Source organism: Paracoccus haematequi (assembly GCF_900631945.1).
In the GTDB taxonomy this organism is placed as follows: domain Bacteria; phylum Pseudomonadota; class Alphaproteobacteria; order Rhodobacterales; family Rhodobacteraceae; genus Paracoccus; species Paracoccus haematequi_A.
On record NZ_UZWE01000041.1, the window covers coordinates 1 to 14450 of the forward strand.

Genomic DNA, 14450 nt, shown 5'->3' on the forward strand with positions numbered 1-14450 from the left:
TCGCCATGCGCTGCTGCAAGACTGATGAAAGTTTCAGCGCCTTCATTGCTCTCGCCGCAACCGTCATCCGACTCCGGTGAACGTCAACACACCCTAGTCCGCTGCAATATTTTCCTCTGCCTGGGGCGGCTGTTCGACGAAACTGGCGATGAACTGGCCGGGAATGCCGCATTGTCGCTGATCGAAAGAAAGCCGGACGACAAGAACGCTGGAAAGTTGCGGCGGCAATGGTGTTGAGTATTTGGTTCTGGCCTCACGCAACGCATGCGTTTCCATCCGGCGCGGTAGTGGAATGAACACGATCGAATCAATCACGGCGGACCTGCAAGGATTGAGCGTCCTGCCCGGCGACCTGATCATGGTCCACGCATCGATGAAAGCCATTGGCCCGGTTGACGGCGGCGCGGCGGCGGTGGTGTCGGCCCTTCACGTCGCGGTCGGGTCTGCAGGGACCCTAATGGGTTATGCCTCATGGGACCGCTCGCCCTATGAGGAAACGCTGAATGGTGCGCGGATGGACGAGGATCTGCGCCGCCAATGGCCGCTCTTCGATCCGGCCACCTCCGGCACCTATCCCGGCTTCGGCCTGCTCAACCGGTTTCTACTTGATGCACCCGGCGCGCGGCGCAGCGCGCATCCCGACGCCTCCATGGTAGCGGTCGGTCCCCTTGCCGCCACGCTGACAGACCCGCACCGGCTTGGGCAGGCGCTGGGCGAAGGCTCGCCGCTGGAGCGCTTCGTCGGGCATGGCGGAAAGGTCCTGCGGAGCGGCTTTTTTGCGAGGCGGAGCTTCTGGCGAAAGCTGGCGCAGTAGCACGTGCCCTTTGCCTCCACCAGATCTCCCTCGAGGAATGCTCGAAGGTCAACAGCCTCGGCGCCTGGGCGGTCAGTCTGGTTCTTGGGTTCGAAGTCCATGAGAAGAAGGTGCTCGCCGCCTTCAGGCGTCATACTGCCAAGAACAGATCCAACGCGTACATGCTGAAGAGCTCTGCCGCAGAAACAGATGCGAAAGCCCGTGGTGACTGGGAGGCTGCTATGGAGGCGTTTAGGCAAACCCAGAGCGAATTTCACGATACGTCGAACCGGGCCAAGAACGCCTCGCTATACGTTGACTGGGTCGACGGGGAATTTCTCGCGCCAAGCGAACGCATCAACAACGAGATGCTGGCTGAGATCGTGGAACGAAACGCCGAGTTTCTCGGCTATGCGCAAAGCGGGTTGGAGATGCTTAGGCGACTAGAGAGCTTCTCGGATGAGATAAAGGGCCTGCTGTCAGGTTTCCTTGAACGTACGGACCGGGTCCGCGAAGAGAAGCCGGAGGATTTCATTGAAGAAATGGAGAAATTTCTATCGGGGTTTCTCGAAGAAGGTGCGAAGAGTCTGAAGGATGGACGTGCCTGACGATGATGATTGATACCCAAATTCTGTCGTATGCTTATAAGGGTCGGGGAATTGCAGTGAGTAGCGCACGCATTTCGTCCGTTGCAGCCCACGAATTTCTGGAGGTTTATGACCCAAATTCGACAACCCGTTTCCGTTATTACATCAAATACCAGGCCGGCCGGCATTTTGGCGCCCCGTCAATCTCGCCCGCGAATTGGAAGGGTGGCGCGGTCCAAAGGCTGGTTCTCGACTTCGGAGCTGATTACCCACAACTCATTGAATTCAATAGTAGAGCCACGGCGGCGATCATCAATGACCGCAATGTACCTGCGTTTGGGCACATTCTGTCGTCTCTGGAAAAGCCGCTGCAGAAGAAGCTGCGGCCGCGTTTCGCATATCTGTGTGAACATATCCGAGAATGCGTCCCGCTGGTCCCGCAAACGGCGGAGATCGGCATTCAGCTTCTGTGGGATTTCGTCCAGCACAACAACGTGAAAGCCAATTTCCGCAATTCCGTAAACGATATGATGATCCTTGCGACGGCTATCTCCGGAGGTGAAAACCTGTTGACTGATGATAGCTTGCTCGCGCGCTTCGCGGCCGCCCAACAGCATGCCCCTCTACGGGAGGTCGGTGACGGGCTGATAGCGATCGACTTTGAGCGCAAAGAAGGGGTGCGGAAACGCCTCTCCAGTGAGAGCAAAGGCTATATAAATCGGGGCTGGCGCATCGCCGTGGATACTCAGCGCCGCGCACTTCCGTAGCGGCGCTCTAGTGACGGTATGTGTGGGGAAAAACGGTACGGCCTAATTTCGACACCACAACTCGAGAGTCGTCCAATTGCTCCCGATAGACGGCGAAATCTCAGAAAAAATTTGTTTTATGGTTTTCCTTTTAGAATCAAAAGGATAAATTTATGACGGTATCTACGACGGGATTGCTTGATCCAACGGGAAAATTCGGGCCATATTTTCAATGGCTTATGCGATGAATAGACAATAGAGTGGGAATGATCCTTGGGTCGACCCCCTTGCGGGTCGGCTTTTTTGTTGCAGGATGGGGCGGCAGAATCGGGAGGCGCATATGATCCGCATCGGCATCGGCGGTTGGACCTTCGCGCCCTGGCGCGGCGGCGCCTTCTATCCCGACGACCTGCCGCAGCGGCGGGAACTGGAATATGCCAGCCACCGCCTGACCTCGATCGAGATCAACGCGACCTATTACGGCAGCCAGAAGCCCGAGAGCTTCCAGAAATGGCATGACGAAACGCCCGAGGATTTCGTCTTCGCGCTGAAGGGGCCGCGCTTTGCCACGAACCGCAAGGCTCTGGCCGAGGCGGGCGACAGCGTGGCGCGGTTCCTGGATTCGGGGATCACCCGGCTGGGGGCCAAGCTGGGGCCGCTGAACTGGCAGCTGGCCGAGACGAAGACGTTCGACCGCGAGGATTTCGCGGCTTTCCTGGCGCTGTTGCCCGGCAGCCATGACGGCATTCCCCTGCGCCATGCGGTCGAGGCGCGCCATGACAGCTTTGCCACCGAAGAAGCCGCCGCCCTGTGCCGCGACCGCGGCGTGGCTTTGGTCCGCGCCTTGGACAGCAAGTTTCCCGAGATTGCCGCCGACACAGCCGATTTCGGCTATTGGCGGCTGATGGGCACGACCGACCGCGCCAACGGCTATGCCGGTGCCGACCTAGACCGCTGGGCCGACATGGCGCGGCAGGCGGGCAAGAACGGCGACCTGTATCTGTACGTCATCTCGGGCGAAAAGGCCCGCAACCCGGCTGCCGCGATGGCGCTGATCGACCGTCTGAAGGACCATCCATGACCTCTTGCGCCTGCGGCCACCATCATTCGCCCCGCCACCATCACGACACCTTAGGCGCGCCGGTGGCGATGAAGACGCCGCTGTTCGGGCTGACCGGGCGGCTGATCTGCCGGGACGCCGCGCAGATGATGGCGGCGCTGTCGCTGCTGCCCGATCACATCCGGCTGAGCCGCGAGGAACCGGGCTGCCTGCATTTCGACCTGTGGCAGGACGAGGATCCGATGGTCTGGCATCTGTCGGAACTGTTCGTCGATGCCGACGCCTTCGCCGCCCATGGGCAGCGCACCGAGGCCAGCGAATGGGGCCGCGAAGGCGCGGACATCGGCCGCGACTTTCACCGCCACGACGTGATCCCGGCGATCCGCCGAGAGACCCGGCACGATCTGGACGCCATCGACGCGCTGCTGCGCGCGGCCTTCGGCGGCGACGACGAGGCGCGGCTGGTGCGCAAGCTGCGCGAGGACGGCGACCTGTCCCTGTCGCTGGTGGCCGAGGCGGCGGGCACGATCCTGGGCCATGCCGCCCTGTCGCCGCTGGAGGCCGAGGCACCGGCCTTTGCGCTGGCGCCCGTGGCGGTCACGCCCAAGGTGCAGGGCCGGGGCATCGGCGCGGCCCTGGTCCATCAGGCCGTGTCCTGGGCCGGCGCGGCCTCGGTCGTGGTGGTCGGCGCGCCGGGCTATTACGGGCCGCTGGGCTTCAAGCCTGCCGAGTTGGCCTCGCCCTATGCCGGGCTGGCGATGCAGATGATCGGCACCCTGCCCAAGGGCAGCGCCATCCGCCATGCGCCCGCTTTTGTGACGCTGTAGGGCCGCGCAGCCTTGCGCCCTGCCCCCGGTGGTTTACATCTGGGTGCCACCACGAAAGGATCCCCGATGGCAGGACAACCGACCTTCGAAGCCCGCGAACAGGTGACGGGCAGCGACCTTGGCAACCTTCCCGCATGGGATCTGACCGACCTGTATCCGGCACCGGAGTCGGCGGAACTGACCGCGGACATCGCCCTGCTGGAAACCGAGGCGCGCGATTTCGCCGCCCGCTATCAGGGCAAGCTGGCCGACCTGACCGCGCCCGAGATGCTGGCCTGCATCGAGGCCTATCAGCGCATCGACATCACCGCAGGGCGGATCATGTCCTATGTCGGGCTGCGCTATTACCAGAACACGCTGGACCCGGCGCGCGCCAAGCAGATGGGCGACCTGCAAGGCCGGATCACCGACATCACCACGCCGCTGGTCTTCTTCAGCCTGGAATTCAACCGCATCCCGGACCAGACCTATGAGGCGGTGTTCGCCGCCGCCGATGGTCCGGCCCGCTACAAGCCCGTCTTCGACCGGATGCGCGCCATGCGCCCGCACCAGTTGTCGGACGAACTGGAGCAGTTCCTGCACGACACCTCGGTCGTGGGCGCCGCCGCCTGGAACCGGCTGTTCGACGAGACCACCGCCGCCCTGGAATTCGACGTGGAGGGCGAGACGCTGGGCCTGGAGGCCACGCTGAACCTGCTGACCGACCATGATCGTGGGCGCCGCGAGGCCGCGGCCCGCGCCCTGGCAGCGGTCTTTGGCAGAAACGTCAAGCTGTTCGCCCGCATCCACAACACGCTGGCCAAGGAAAAGGCCATCGAGGACAAGTGGCGCAAGATGCCCACCCCGCAATACGGCCGCCATCTGGCCAACCATGTCGAACCCGAGGTGGTCGAGGCGCTGAAGAACGCCGTCACCGCCGCCTATCCGCGCCTGTCGCATCGCTATTACGCGCTGAAGGCGAAATGGCTGGGGCTGGACAGGTTGCAGGTCTGGGACCGCAACGCCCCCCTGCCTACCGCCTCGGACCGGGTGGTGGCCTGGGACGAGGCACGGGCAACGGTGCTGGACGCCTATGCGGGCTTCTCGCCCCGGCTGGCGGATCTGGCGCGGCCGTTCTTCGACAAGGGCTGGATCGACGCCGCCGTGACGCCGGGCAAGGCGCCTGGGGCCTTTGCCCATCCGACCGTGACCACCGTGCATCCCTATGTGATGCTGAACTATCTGGGCAAGCCGCGCGACGTGATGACCCTGGCGCACGAACTGGGCCACGGCGTCCATCAGCGGCTGGCCGCAGGCCAGGGGGAACTGCTGGCATCCACCCCGCTGACCCTGGCCGAAACCGCATCCGTGTTTGGCGAGATGCTGACCTTCCGCGCGCTGCTGGCCAGGACCACCGATCCGGCGCAGAAAAAGGCCCTGCTGGCGGGCAAGGTCGAGGACATGATCAACACGGTCGTCCGCCAGATCGCCTTCTATGATTTCGAATGCAAGCTGCACGCGGCCCGCGCCGAGGGCGAGTTGACCCCCGACGACATCAACGCGCTGTGGATGTCGGTGCAGGCCGAAAGCCTTGGCCCGATTTTCGAGTTCATGCCGGGTTACGAGACCTTCTGGACCTATGTCCCGCATTTCGTGCATTCGCCCTTCTACGTCTATGCCTATGCCTTCGGCGACGGGCTGGTGAACGCGCTTTATGCGGCCTATGAGGGCGGGCTGCCGGATTTCCAGGCGAAATATTTCGACCTGCTGGCGGCGGGCGGATCGAAGCATCACAAGGATCTGCTGGCGCCTTTCGGGCTGGATGCGTCGGACCCAAAGTTCTGGGACAAGGGGCTGGCTATGATCGAGGGCTTCATCGACGAGCTTGAGGCCTTGGAGGCCTAAGGGGGGCTGCCGCCCCCATCCGCTGCGCGGATTCCCCCGCGGATATTTTTGCACAGAAGATGGTGGCGATGCTGAAACGGATATTTGCAGCGGTGGCGGTGCTGGTCGTGCTGGCGGCGGCGGCTTTCCTCGTCTTTGCGCCGGGCTATGTCGAGCGCGGCCTGAACCCGCTGCGGATGCCGGCCGAGGGCTGGCCCGTCAGCGCCGAGGCTCGGGCTTTGCATGATCGGCTGGTGATCGGCGACTGGCATTCCGACGCGCTGCTGTGGGACCGCGACATCCTGGACCGCGCCGACCGGGGCCATACCGACGTGCCGCGCCTGCTGGACGGCAATGTCGCGGTGCAGGTTTTCACCACGGTTACGAAAAGCCCTCGCGGCCAGAACTATGACCAGAACAGCACCGATGCCCCTGACAACATCACGCCGCTGTTCATCGGGCAATTGCGCCCGGTCCGGTCGTGGTTTTCCCTGCGCGAGCGCGCGCTTGTGCAGGCCGAGGCCCTCGCCCGCGCCGCCGAGGCCGCGCCCGACCGGCTGCGCCTGATCCGCACGCGGGCCGACCTGCAAGCCGTTCTTGACGCGCGGGCGGGCGGGCAGCGGGTGCTGGGCGCGGTGCTGGGGTCAGAGGGCGGGCATCCGCTGGAAGGCGAGATCGGCAACCTGGACGTGCTCTATGACGCCGGATTTCGGTTGATGGGGCTGACGCATTTCTTCGACAACGAATTGGGCGGCAGCCTGCATGGCGAAGGCGGCACCGGTGCGGGGCTTTCGGATTTCGGACGGCAGGTGGTCGAAGGCATGATCGAACGCGGCATGGTGATCGACCTGGCCCATGCCTCGCCGCTGATGGTGCAGGACGTGCTGGCGATCCCGGATGCGCGGCCGGTCCTGTCCCATACCGGCATTCGCGGCCATTGCGGCAGCCACCGCAACCTGGACGACGAACTGGTCCGCCAGACCGCGTCCAAGGGCGGCGTGATCGGCATCGGCTTCTGGTCCGATGTGGTCTGCGGCGGAACCCCCGCGCATATCGCGGAAAGCATCGTCGCCGCCATCGCCCTGGTGGGCGAGGATCATGTGTCGCTGGGGTCGGACTATGACGGGTCGGTCGGGGTGCCCTTCGACGCGGCGCATCTGGCGGCGCTGACCCAGGCGCTGCTGGACCAAGGCCTGTCCGAGGCGCAGATCGCCAAGGTCATGGGCGGCAACATGATCCGCTATCTGTCCGAAACTCTGCCCGAGGGCTAGAACCATGAAGCGCACCGCCTTGCTGCATTCCGAACTGTCGGGCCTGATCGCCGCGATGGGCCATGGCGACCTGCTGGTGATCGGCGATGCCGGGCTGCCCGTCCCGCCGGGGGTGCGCTGCATTGATCTGGCCGTGACGCGCGGGGTGCCAGGCTTCTTCGATGTGCTGGACGCGGTGTTGGCCGAACTGGTGGTCGAACGGTCCGCCTGGGCTTCCGAGGCATCGGCGGATCTGGTCCAGGCCCTGCGCTTTCGCGCCCTGGGCAAGGCCGACATCGTCCCGCATCCGGACTTCAAGGCCCTGACCTGCGGCGCCCGCGCGGTCGTACGGACCGGAGAGTTCACGCCCTATGCCAACGTAGCGCTGTGGTCGGGTGTGGCGTTCTAAGCCCTGGAACCCGCTGCCAGACAACGCGTTCGGTCGCAGATCATGCAAAGGAGTGTGGACGGATGCAGAAGACCTTTCTTGGCCTTGGCGCCATTCTTGCGATGATGACTCTGGCCGGATGCCAAACGGCGCAAGGCTTGGGGCGCGATGTGTCGACCGCCGGCCAGGTGATCCAGCAGGAAAGCGCCGAGGCGATGTAGAACGGATCGAAGGCGGCCTTTCGGGGCCGCCTTCGATCGCTGCGCTTAGCGGGTCGACGGATGCTGCCTTGCGGCCGAGCGGATCCGGTTGGCGATGGGCCAGGTCCAGCCGATCTGTTGCGAGCGGTTCGGGCGCAGATAGACCCAGTTCAGCAACGCGGCGGGAATGCCCAGGGCCAGGCCGATAACCGCCCCCCAGACGAAGGTCGCGACGCCGACATAGCCCATTGCCAGGCCCGCGATCACCACCGCCCCGGCAATCGAGGCGACCCAGATATGGATCAGGAACAGTCGAAGATGCATGATCGTGCTCCGATGGACAGGTTCCGGTGAAACGAACAGGCGGCGACGGCGGTTCCGAAGGAGAATGCGATGCGCTTGACGATCCTTGCGATGCTTCTGCCGTTGCCGGCCGCGGCCTTCACCGCGCAGAACGGCATGACGGCGGTGCGGACCGGGCCGGCCGAGATCACGGTCATCCACGAGGTTCGGCGCGGGGACACCGACTATTGGTGCGCGGCGGGCGATTTCGCGCAGCGCGTTCTGGATCTGCCTGGCAAGACGCGGCTGTGGCGCGCCTCGCCCAAGCCGCGCCGGGCGGGCCAGGGGATCGTCTTCACCCTGGATCCCGCGCAGCAGGCCGAGGGGGCGGGCCTGTCGCAATTCGGTGGCGGGCCGCGCGACGGCTCGATCCCGGTCGCGATGGCGGTCGGCAATTACTGCCAGCGGATCGTTCCCTTCCGGGACTGACGGCAACCGGCCGCGCCCCCTGCCGGCCTTCAACGGAGAGCGAGATGAAAAACCCCTGGATGAGCGCATGGCTGTCGGCAGCCAACAGCGCGGCCGCCACCGCCCGAGGCCAGATCATGGCCGAAACCAGCAAGACCCAGACCCGGATGTTGCAGGACTGGCAACGCGCGTGGACGGACGCATGGTTCGCGATGTGGTTTCCGGGCCGCCGCCGATAGCGGCGTCAGGCAAGCTGCCGCGCCACCAGCCAGGTCGCGGGCACCGCAAGTGCCGCGCCGATGGCGGCGGCGATCAGGATGGACTTCCAGTCATAGAACCCCATCGCCAGCACGGCCACCACGCCGATCCCCGCCAGCGAGGTCATGACGATCGACAACAAGAGCATGAAAAGACGGGCCATCGTGATCTCCGAATTTGGTTCGGGTGAAGGATGGCACGATTCGGGCGGATGCGCCTTGATCGGGATCAGATAGCGGGGATGCACCCCACGTTTTGTTAACCCGGTTGCGCGAGGAGGGGCATGTCGCGCTATCTTCGCCCTCGCCTGCCGGGCGTACCGATCTTCTTCACCGTTGCCTTGGCGCAGCGTGGCAGTCGGCTGCTGGTGGAGCAGATCGAAGATTTGCGCGACGCGGTGAGGGTGACGCGGGCGGAACGGCCTTTCGGGATCGAGGCTTGGGTGGTCTTGCCGGATCACCTGCATTGCGTCTGGCGCTTGCCCGAGGGGGATTGCGATTACGGCGTCCAATGGGGTGCGATCAAGGCGCGGTTCTCGCGGGCGGTGAGGGAGACGGTGGGGTGGAACCCCACCCTACGGTCGGCATCCAAGGTGGCGAAGGGGGATTCCGGCGTTTGGCAGCGGCGGTTTTGGGAGCATCACATTCGCAATGACGAAGATCATGCGACGCATATGCGGTATTGTTGGTTCAACCCGGTGAAGCATGGGTTGGTCACGCGGCCCGAGGATTGGCCGTATTCATCGTTTCACCGAGACATGGCGGTAGGCCGGATGATTGGGCAAGCCGCATTGGCGCCCCGTAGGGTGGGGTTTCACCCCACCATGGCCCGGCGACGGGCCAACCGCAGCGGATTGTGAGACGTAGGGTGGGGTTTACCCCAGCGTTTAGGACGGGCGGCGCGTGGGAGTGGTGGGGTAGAACCCCCCCCTAGTACGCTTGCTGGCTATAATCAGTCAGATGGTCCATCGACAGGCTCTTCGTTTGCAAGGACGTAAACCACGCGTATCAAATCATACATTACCAGCACACACACCAATATTGTGAGCAGCGCAGATGAATGAAGGCCTGAGCGAATGGCGTTACTCATAAGTGAATTTTCTATCGAACTTCTGAATATAGCAATAAAGAAAGATGCAACTATGCACCCTATCAGCATCAAAGCACTGATAGATAGCTTGCGACGTGCATCACTAAAAACTTTTATCTTAAACCTTCGTTCTATCCTAGAATATTCTAAAAATATCTGTATTATTGTGACCAAGTTAACAGTGACCATAACAGAAATTATATTTACGTATTCATGATTCACAAAGCCATCTAAGAAACTGTTTCGAGAGAGAACTTCAGGACGACAAACTGATAAACATGCAAGGAAGGTAGCTAGAGCTATCAACACAACTATCTGGACCACTCTCATCTTCTCAGCATCCTTCGAACAAAATCACTAAAACCGGCAGGAGGCTCTTTCACTGGTAAAAGTCTGTCATCTCCTTCAATAACAACACCACGCTGACAGGAGTCATAAATAAGATCCTCCCCGCCTTTTGCTATGATATCACCCGCTCCAGAATTTGCATATTCTGCAATTCCCAAAATGCGAGGGTTGTTGACGTTTAATCCTTCATCGCTTTGGAGCGCCCCCTTCACCCTGTCCGCATTGGTTTGCTCTCTAAGTTTCTTCAATGCCTTTTTTGTCGCAGCTTCACCATTAATTGGATTTGGGCAACAACATCAAACTTTATTAATGTTACTTTGCCCGGATATGCTTCAATAGCCTTTTTAAAAGATTCTTCTCTGGAAACATTAAAATAATCTATCTTAAAAGGGTGCCCGGAATATTTCGTATTTAGGTGGCGAACTAAATACTCAACTTGCGTATGAGGCTTTCCAACTTTCGCCACATCCCCGACGGCAATAACCTGCTCGTCATTAGCCAAATTAATCAGAAACGATGAGTGATGCCACGCACCTTGCTCACTTTCCGCAAAGGGGTCAGCAGGGTTAGCCTGTCCTATCTCAGAACGCCATCTACAAACCGACCCAAAGATAGCGTCATTTTCTGTAGCTAGATGAATGTATTTTAGTACAACCCCGCCCCACCCAACAAAATCAAAATCGTGAGAAAATATATCACGCAAGAATCCTTTTCTGTCGCCTTCAAAAGGCTCATCAAAAAGCGCCTTAGTTGATGGCTCTGTCAAAGACAGTCTGTATAGATTAAATTTCATTTACTATCCAAATCATCGACACTACCCATCCATCTTCAACGCCTGAATGAACGCCGTCTGCGGGATCTCCACCTTGCCGAACTGGCGCATCTTCTTCTTGCCGGCCTTCTGCTTCTCCAGCAGCTTCTTCTTCCGCGTCGCGTCCCCGCCGTAACACTTCGCCGTCACGTCCTTGCGCATGGCGCTCAGCGTTTCGCGCGCGATGACGCGGGCGCCGATCGCCGCCTGGATCGGGATCTTGAACATGTGCCGGGGGATCAGTTCCTTGAGCTTTTCCACCATCACCCGGCCGCGCGCCTCGGCGCGGTCGCGGTGGACCATGATGGACAGGGCGTCCACGGGCTCGTCGTTGACCAGGATCGACATCTTGACGAGGAAATCCTCGCGGTATTCGCTGATCTGGTAATCGAAGCTGGCATAGCCCTTGGTCACGGATTTCAGGCGGTCATAGAAGTCGAACACCACCTCGGCCAGCGGCAGGTCATAGACCACCATCGCCCGGCTGCCCGCATAGGTCAGGTCCAGCTGGATGCCGCGGCGGTCCTGGCACAGCTTCAGCACGTCGCCCAGGTATTCGTCGGGGACCATGATCGTGGCCTTGATGCGCGGCTCCTCGATATGGTCGACATGGGTCAGGTCGGGCATGTCGGCGGGGTTGTGCAGGTCGCGGACCTCTCCGTCGCGCATGTGCAGCTTGAAGACCACCGACGGCGCGGTGGTGATCAGATCCAGGTCGTATTCGCGTTCCAGCCGGTCGCGCACGACCTCCAGGTGCAGCAGCCCCAGGAAACCGCAGCGGAAGCCGAAGCCAAGCGCGGCCGAGGTTTCCATCTCATAGCTGAAGGACGCGTCGTTGAGCGCCAGCTTCTCGATGGCGTCGCGCAGGGCCTCGAAATCGTTGGCGTCGACGGGGAACAGCCCGCAGAAGACCACCGGCTGGGCGGGCTTGAAGCCGGGCAGGGCCACGTCGGCGCCCTTGCGCTCATGGGTGATGGTGTCGCCCACGCGGGTGTCGCGGACCTGCTTGATCGAGGCGGTGAAGACGCCGATCTCGCCCGGTCCCAGTTCCGGGATGTCCACCATCTGCGGGGTCAGCACGGCCAGCTTGTCGATGCCGTAAACCGCGCCGGTCTGCATCATCTTCACGCGGTCGCCCTTGCGGATCACGCCGTCCATGACGCGGATCATCACCACCACGCCCAGATAGGCGTCATACCAGCTGTCCACCAGCATCGCCTTCAGCGGAGCGTCGCGGTCGCCCTTGGGGGCGGGAAGGCGGGTGACGATGGCTTCCAGCACGTCGGGGATGCCCAGGCCGGTCTTGGCGGAAATCGGGATCGCGTCGGATGCGTCGATGCCGATCACTTCCTCGATGTTTTCCTTGACGCGTTCAGGTTCCGCCGCCGGCAGGTCGATCTTGTTCAAGACCGGCACGATCTCGTGGCCCGCGTCGATGGCCTGATAGACATTGGCCAGCGTCTGCGCCTCGACCCCCTGGGACGCGTCCACGACCAGCAGCGATCCCTCGACGGCGCGCATGGACCGGCTGACCTCGTAGGCGAAGTCGACATGGCCCGGCGTGTCGATCAGGTTCAGGATATAGGTCTGGCCGTCCTTCGCCGGATAGACGATGCGGACGGTGTTGGCCTTGATGGTGATGCCGCGTTCGCGTTCGATATCCATGCTGTCCAGCATCTGGGCCTTCATGTCGCGGTCGGCGACAGTGCCCGTCGACTGGATCAGCCGGTCGGCCAGGGTGGATTTGCCGTGGTCGATATGGGCCACGATCGAGAAATTGCGGATCAGGGAAAGCTCGGTCATGGCCGGGCTATACAAGGGCTTTGGCCCTGCGGGAAGGGGATTTTGCAGCGTTACAGCGCGGCCAGATGCGCCCGGCGCAGCCGCGCCTCGCGCCACATGGAGTAGATGCCCGCCCCGGCGATCAGCGCGGCCCCGGTCAGGGTCAGCGCGTCGGGACGTTCGCGGAAAACGCCGACCGCCAGCAGCAGCGCGAACAGCAGCCGGGAATAGCGGAAGGGCGCGATCACGGCGATTTCCGCGATGCGGGTGGCGATCACCATGGTGATGTATCCCAGCAGGCCAAAGCACAGCGTCGCGGCCATCAGCGCCCCCTGCCCCGGCGTCGGCACCACCGCCGATTGCCCGCCCAGGATCAGCAGCACCAATCCGGCGGCACCCATCGACCCGAAGGCCCCGGCGGACAGCAGGCCCGATCCGACTTCGGGCGGCAGGCGGCGGGTGATCAGGTCGCGCACGGCCAGCGTCATCACCGCGATGACGGCGAAGATCGAGCTGACCTCGAAGGACGCGGTGCCGGGCTTGACGATCAACAGCACGCCCGCAAAGCCCACGGCGATGGACAGCCAGCGGCGCCAGCCCACCTGTTCGCCCAGAAACAGTGCCGCGCCCAACGTCATCAGCAGCGGCTGGGCTTGCAGGATGGCCGAGGCGATGGACAGATCCCCGGTCGCCAACGCGGTGACGAAGGTCACCGCGCAGACCCCCTCGCACAGGTTGCGGATGACCACCTGCGGGCGCAGCAGGGTGCGCAGGCGCAGCCCCTCGGGTCCGACGGCGATCCAGATGCCGAAGACGACCATTCCTGCAAAGCCGATCACGGCCAGCAGCTGCCCGGTGGGGATGCTGCCGGACAGGGCCTTCAGCAACGCGTCCTCGGCGGCAAAGGCGGCCATGGCCAGGACCATCAGCAGGGCGGCGCGCAGGTTATGCATGGCGGGATTCCAGCCGGTCGATCAGGGCGGGCAGGTCGGCGATGGTCTTCAGCCGATGGGCACGGGGATGGTCGGGCGCCTCGGCATGTTCGACGACCCAGGTCAGGTCATGCGGGATGAAGACGCCGTGACCGCCCAGTTCGACGACCGGCAGCACGTCGCTTTTCATCGAATTTCCGGCCATCAGAAAACGGTCTGGTGCGACGCCTGCGCGAAACAGCACACGGGCATAGGATTCGGGCGACTTGTCGGCAATGATCTCGACGGCGTCGAAGCGGTCTGCCAGCCCGGATGCGGCGATCTTGCGTTCCTGGTCGATCAGGTCGCCCTTGGTGATCAGGATCAGCCGGCGCCCCGTCAGCGCATCAAGCGCCTCCGGCACCCCCGGCAGCAGATCGACCGGATGGGCCAGCATCTCCTGCCCCAGTTCCAGGATCCGGCCGATGGCGCGGCCGTCGATGCGCCCGTCGGTCAGTTCGATGGCAGTCTGGACCATCGACAGCATGAAGCCCTTGATGCCGAAACCATAGCGGGCCAGGTTCGCGCGTTCCACGTCCAGCAACCGGCTGGCGATGTCGGCGCCTTCGGCATGATCGCCCAGCAGGGCGACGAATTCGCCCTCGGTCACGCGGAAAAACGTCTCGTTTTCCCACAGGGTGTCGTCGGCATCCAGTCCGATGGCCTCGATCATCGCATCCCCCGTCTTGCCGTCGCCGTCATGCAGGATCATGCTGGCGCAAGCTTG

The 14450-nt window shown here is 62.6% G+C and carries 20 protein-coding genes and 1 pseudogene; 13 read left to right on the top strand and 8 right to left on the bottom strand.

Going from position 1 to position 14450, the window contains the following annotated elements:
- The 10 genes and pseudogenes from PARHAE_RS21415 to PARHAE_RS14735 all read left to right on the top strand — a co-directional run.
- Positions 1-237 (top strand): hypothetical protein (locus PARHAE_RS21415; protein WP_206436973.1); only part of this gene is annotated, 237 nt, incomplete at its 5' end.
- Between the two features lie 55 nt (positions 238-292).
- Positions 293-772, top strand: a pseudogene (locus PARHAE_RS14695) (AAC(3) family N-acetyltransferase); the annotation flags it as partial.
- A gap of 20 nt (positions 773-792) precedes the next feature.
- The gene (locus tag PARHAE_RS14700; protein WP_126155338.1) at positions 793-1401 is read left to right on the top strand and encodes an AbiV family abortive infection protein; all 609 of its coding nucleotides are present in this window, start codon (positions 793-795) and stop codon (positions 1399-1401) included.
- A gap of 2 nt (positions 1402-1403) precedes the next feature.
- Positions 1404-2147, top strand: coding sequence for a hypothetical protein (locus PARHAE_RS14705; RefSeq protein ID WP_126155339.1), 744 nt, complete (start codon positions 1404-1406; stop codon positions 2145-2147).
- Between the two features lie 319 nt (positions 2148-2466).
- Positions 2467-3207 (top strand): DUF72 domain-containing protein, encoded by a 741-nt coding sequence (locus PARHAE_RS14710; RefSeq protein ID WP_126155340.1) that lies wholly within the window; start codon positions 2467-2469, stop codon positions 3205-3207.
- Positions 3204-4013, top strand: coding sequence for a GNAT family N-acetyltransferase (locus PARHAE_RS14715; RefSeq protein WP_206436976.1), 810 nt, complete (start codon positions 3204-3206; stop codon positions 4011-4013). Before PARHAE_RS14710 ends, PARHAE_RS14715 begins: the two co-directional genes overlap by 4 nt.
- A 66-nt stretch (positions 4014-4079) precedes the next feature.
- Positions 4080-5897 carry a M3 family oligoendopeptidase gene (locus PARHAE_RS14720; RefSeq protein WP_126155341.1) on the top strand — a complete coding sequence of 606 codons (1818 nt, stop codon included), beginning with the start codon at positions 4080-4082 and terminating at the stop codon, positions 5895-5897.
- 59 nt (positions 5898-5956) lie between these two features.
- The gene (locus tag PARHAE_RS14725; RefSeq protein WP_126155342.1) at positions 5957-7147 is read left to right on the top strand and encodes a dipeptidase; all 1191 of its coding nucleotides are present in this window, start codon (positions 5957-5959) and stop codon (positions 7145-7147) included.
- A 4-nt stretch (positions 7148-7151) separates the two neighbouring features.
- Positions 7152-7535 (top strand): D-ribose pyranase, encoded by a 384-nt coding sequence (rbsD, locus tag PARHAE_RS14730; RefSeq protein WP_126155343.1) that lies wholly within the window; start codon positions 7152-7154, stop codon positions 7533-7535.
- Positions 7536-7597: 62 nt separating this feature from the next.
- Entirely contained in the window at positions 7598-7735 is a 138-nt protein-coding gene (locus PARHAE_RS14735; RefSeq protein WP_126155344.1) for an entericidin EcnAB, read from the top strand.
- Between the two features lie 45 nt (positions 7736-7780).
- Here PARHAE_RS14735 and PARHAE_RS14740 read toward each other — a convergent pair whose 3' ends face one another.
- Positions 7781-8038, bottom strand: coding sequence for a hypothetical protein (locus PARHAE_RS14740; RefSeq protein WP_126155345.1), 258 nt, complete (start codon positions 8036-8038; stop codon positions 7781-7783).
- Positions 8039-8107: 69 nt separating this feature from the next.
- Between PARHAE_RS14740 and PARHAE_RS14745 the strand changes: the two genes are divergently transcribed.
- On the top strand, positions 8108-8485 hold the full coding sequence (locus tag PARHAE_RS14745) for a hypothetical protein (RefSeq protein WP_126155346.1): 378 nt from the start codon (positions 8108-8110) through the stop codon (positions 8483-8485).
- 59 nt (positions 8486-8544) lie between these two features.
- Positions 8545-8703: a hypothetical protein gene (locus PARHAE_RS21170; protein WP_164555266.1), complete on the top strand. Its 159-nt coding sequence runs from the start codon at positions 8545-8547 to the stop codon at positions 8701-8703.
- Between the two features lie 5 nt (positions 8704-8708).
- Here PARHAE_RS21170 and PARHAE_RS21175 read toward each other — a convergent pair whose 3' ends face one another.
- The gene (locus tag PARHAE_RS21175; RefSeq protein ID WP_164555267.1) at positions 8709-8885 is read right to left on the bottom strand and encodes a hypothetical protein; all 177 of its coding nucleotides are present in this window, start codon (positions 8883-8885) and stop codon (positions 8709-8711) included.
- A 120-nt stretch (positions 8886-9005) separates the two neighbouring features.
- Here PARHAE_RS21175 and PARHAE_RS14750 point away from each other — a divergent pair, with 120 nt between their 5' ends.
- On the top strand, positions 9006-9581 hold the full coding sequence (locus PARHAE_RS14750) for an REP-associated tyrosine transposase (RefSeq protein WP_241232832.1): 576 nt from the start codon (positions 9006-9008) through the stop codon (positions 9579-9581).
- 92 nt (positions 9582-9673) lie between these two features.
- Here PARHAE_RS14750 and PARHAE_RS14755 read toward each other — a convergent pair whose 3' ends face one another.
- The 6 genes from PARHAE_RS14755 to PARHAE_RS14780 are packed head-to-tail and all read right to left on the bottom strand — an operon-like array spanning position 9674 to position 14435.
- Positions 9674-10141, bottom strand: coding sequence for a hypothetical protein (locus tag PARHAE_RS14755; RefSeq protein WP_126155347.1), 468 nt, complete (start codon positions 10139-10141; stop codon positions 9674-9676).
- The gene (locus tag PARHAE_RS14760; RefSeq protein ID WP_126155348.1) at positions 10138-10407 is read right to left on the bottom strand and encodes a hypothetical protein; all 270 of its coding nucleotides are present in this window, start codon (positions 10405-10407) and stop codon (positions 10138-10140) included. Before PARHAE_RS14760 ends, PARHAE_RS14755 begins: the two co-directional genes overlap by 4 nt.
- Complete coding sequence (locus PARHAE_RS14765) at positions 10404-10952, bottom strand: hypothetical protein (protein WP_126155349.1); 549 nt, start codon at positions 10950-10952, stop codon at positions 10404-10406. Before PARHAE_RS14765 ends, PARHAE_RS14760 begins: the two co-directional genes overlap by 4 nt.
- 21 nt (positions 10953-10973) lie before the next feature.
- A complete protein-coding gene (lepA, locus tag PARHAE_RS14770; RefSeq protein WP_126155350.1) occupies positions 10974-12773 on the bottom strand; it encodes a translation elongation factor 4 in 1800 nt (599 codons plus the stop codon).
- Positions 12774-12823: 50 nt separating this feature from the next.
- A complete protein-coding gene (locus tag PARHAE_RS14775) occupies positions 12824-13705 on the bottom strand; it encodes a DMT family transporter (RefSeq protein ID WP_126155351.1) in 882 nt (293 codons plus the stop codon).
- On the bottom strand, positions 13698-14435 hold the full coding sequence (locus PARHAE_RS14780; protein WP_241232833.1) for an HAD family hydrolase: 738 nt from the start codon (positions 14433-14435) through the stop codon (positions 13698-13700). Before PARHAE_RS14780 ends, PARHAE_RS14775 begins: the two co-directional genes overlap by 8 nt.
- Between the last annotated feature and the right edge of the window lie 15 nt (positions 14436-14450).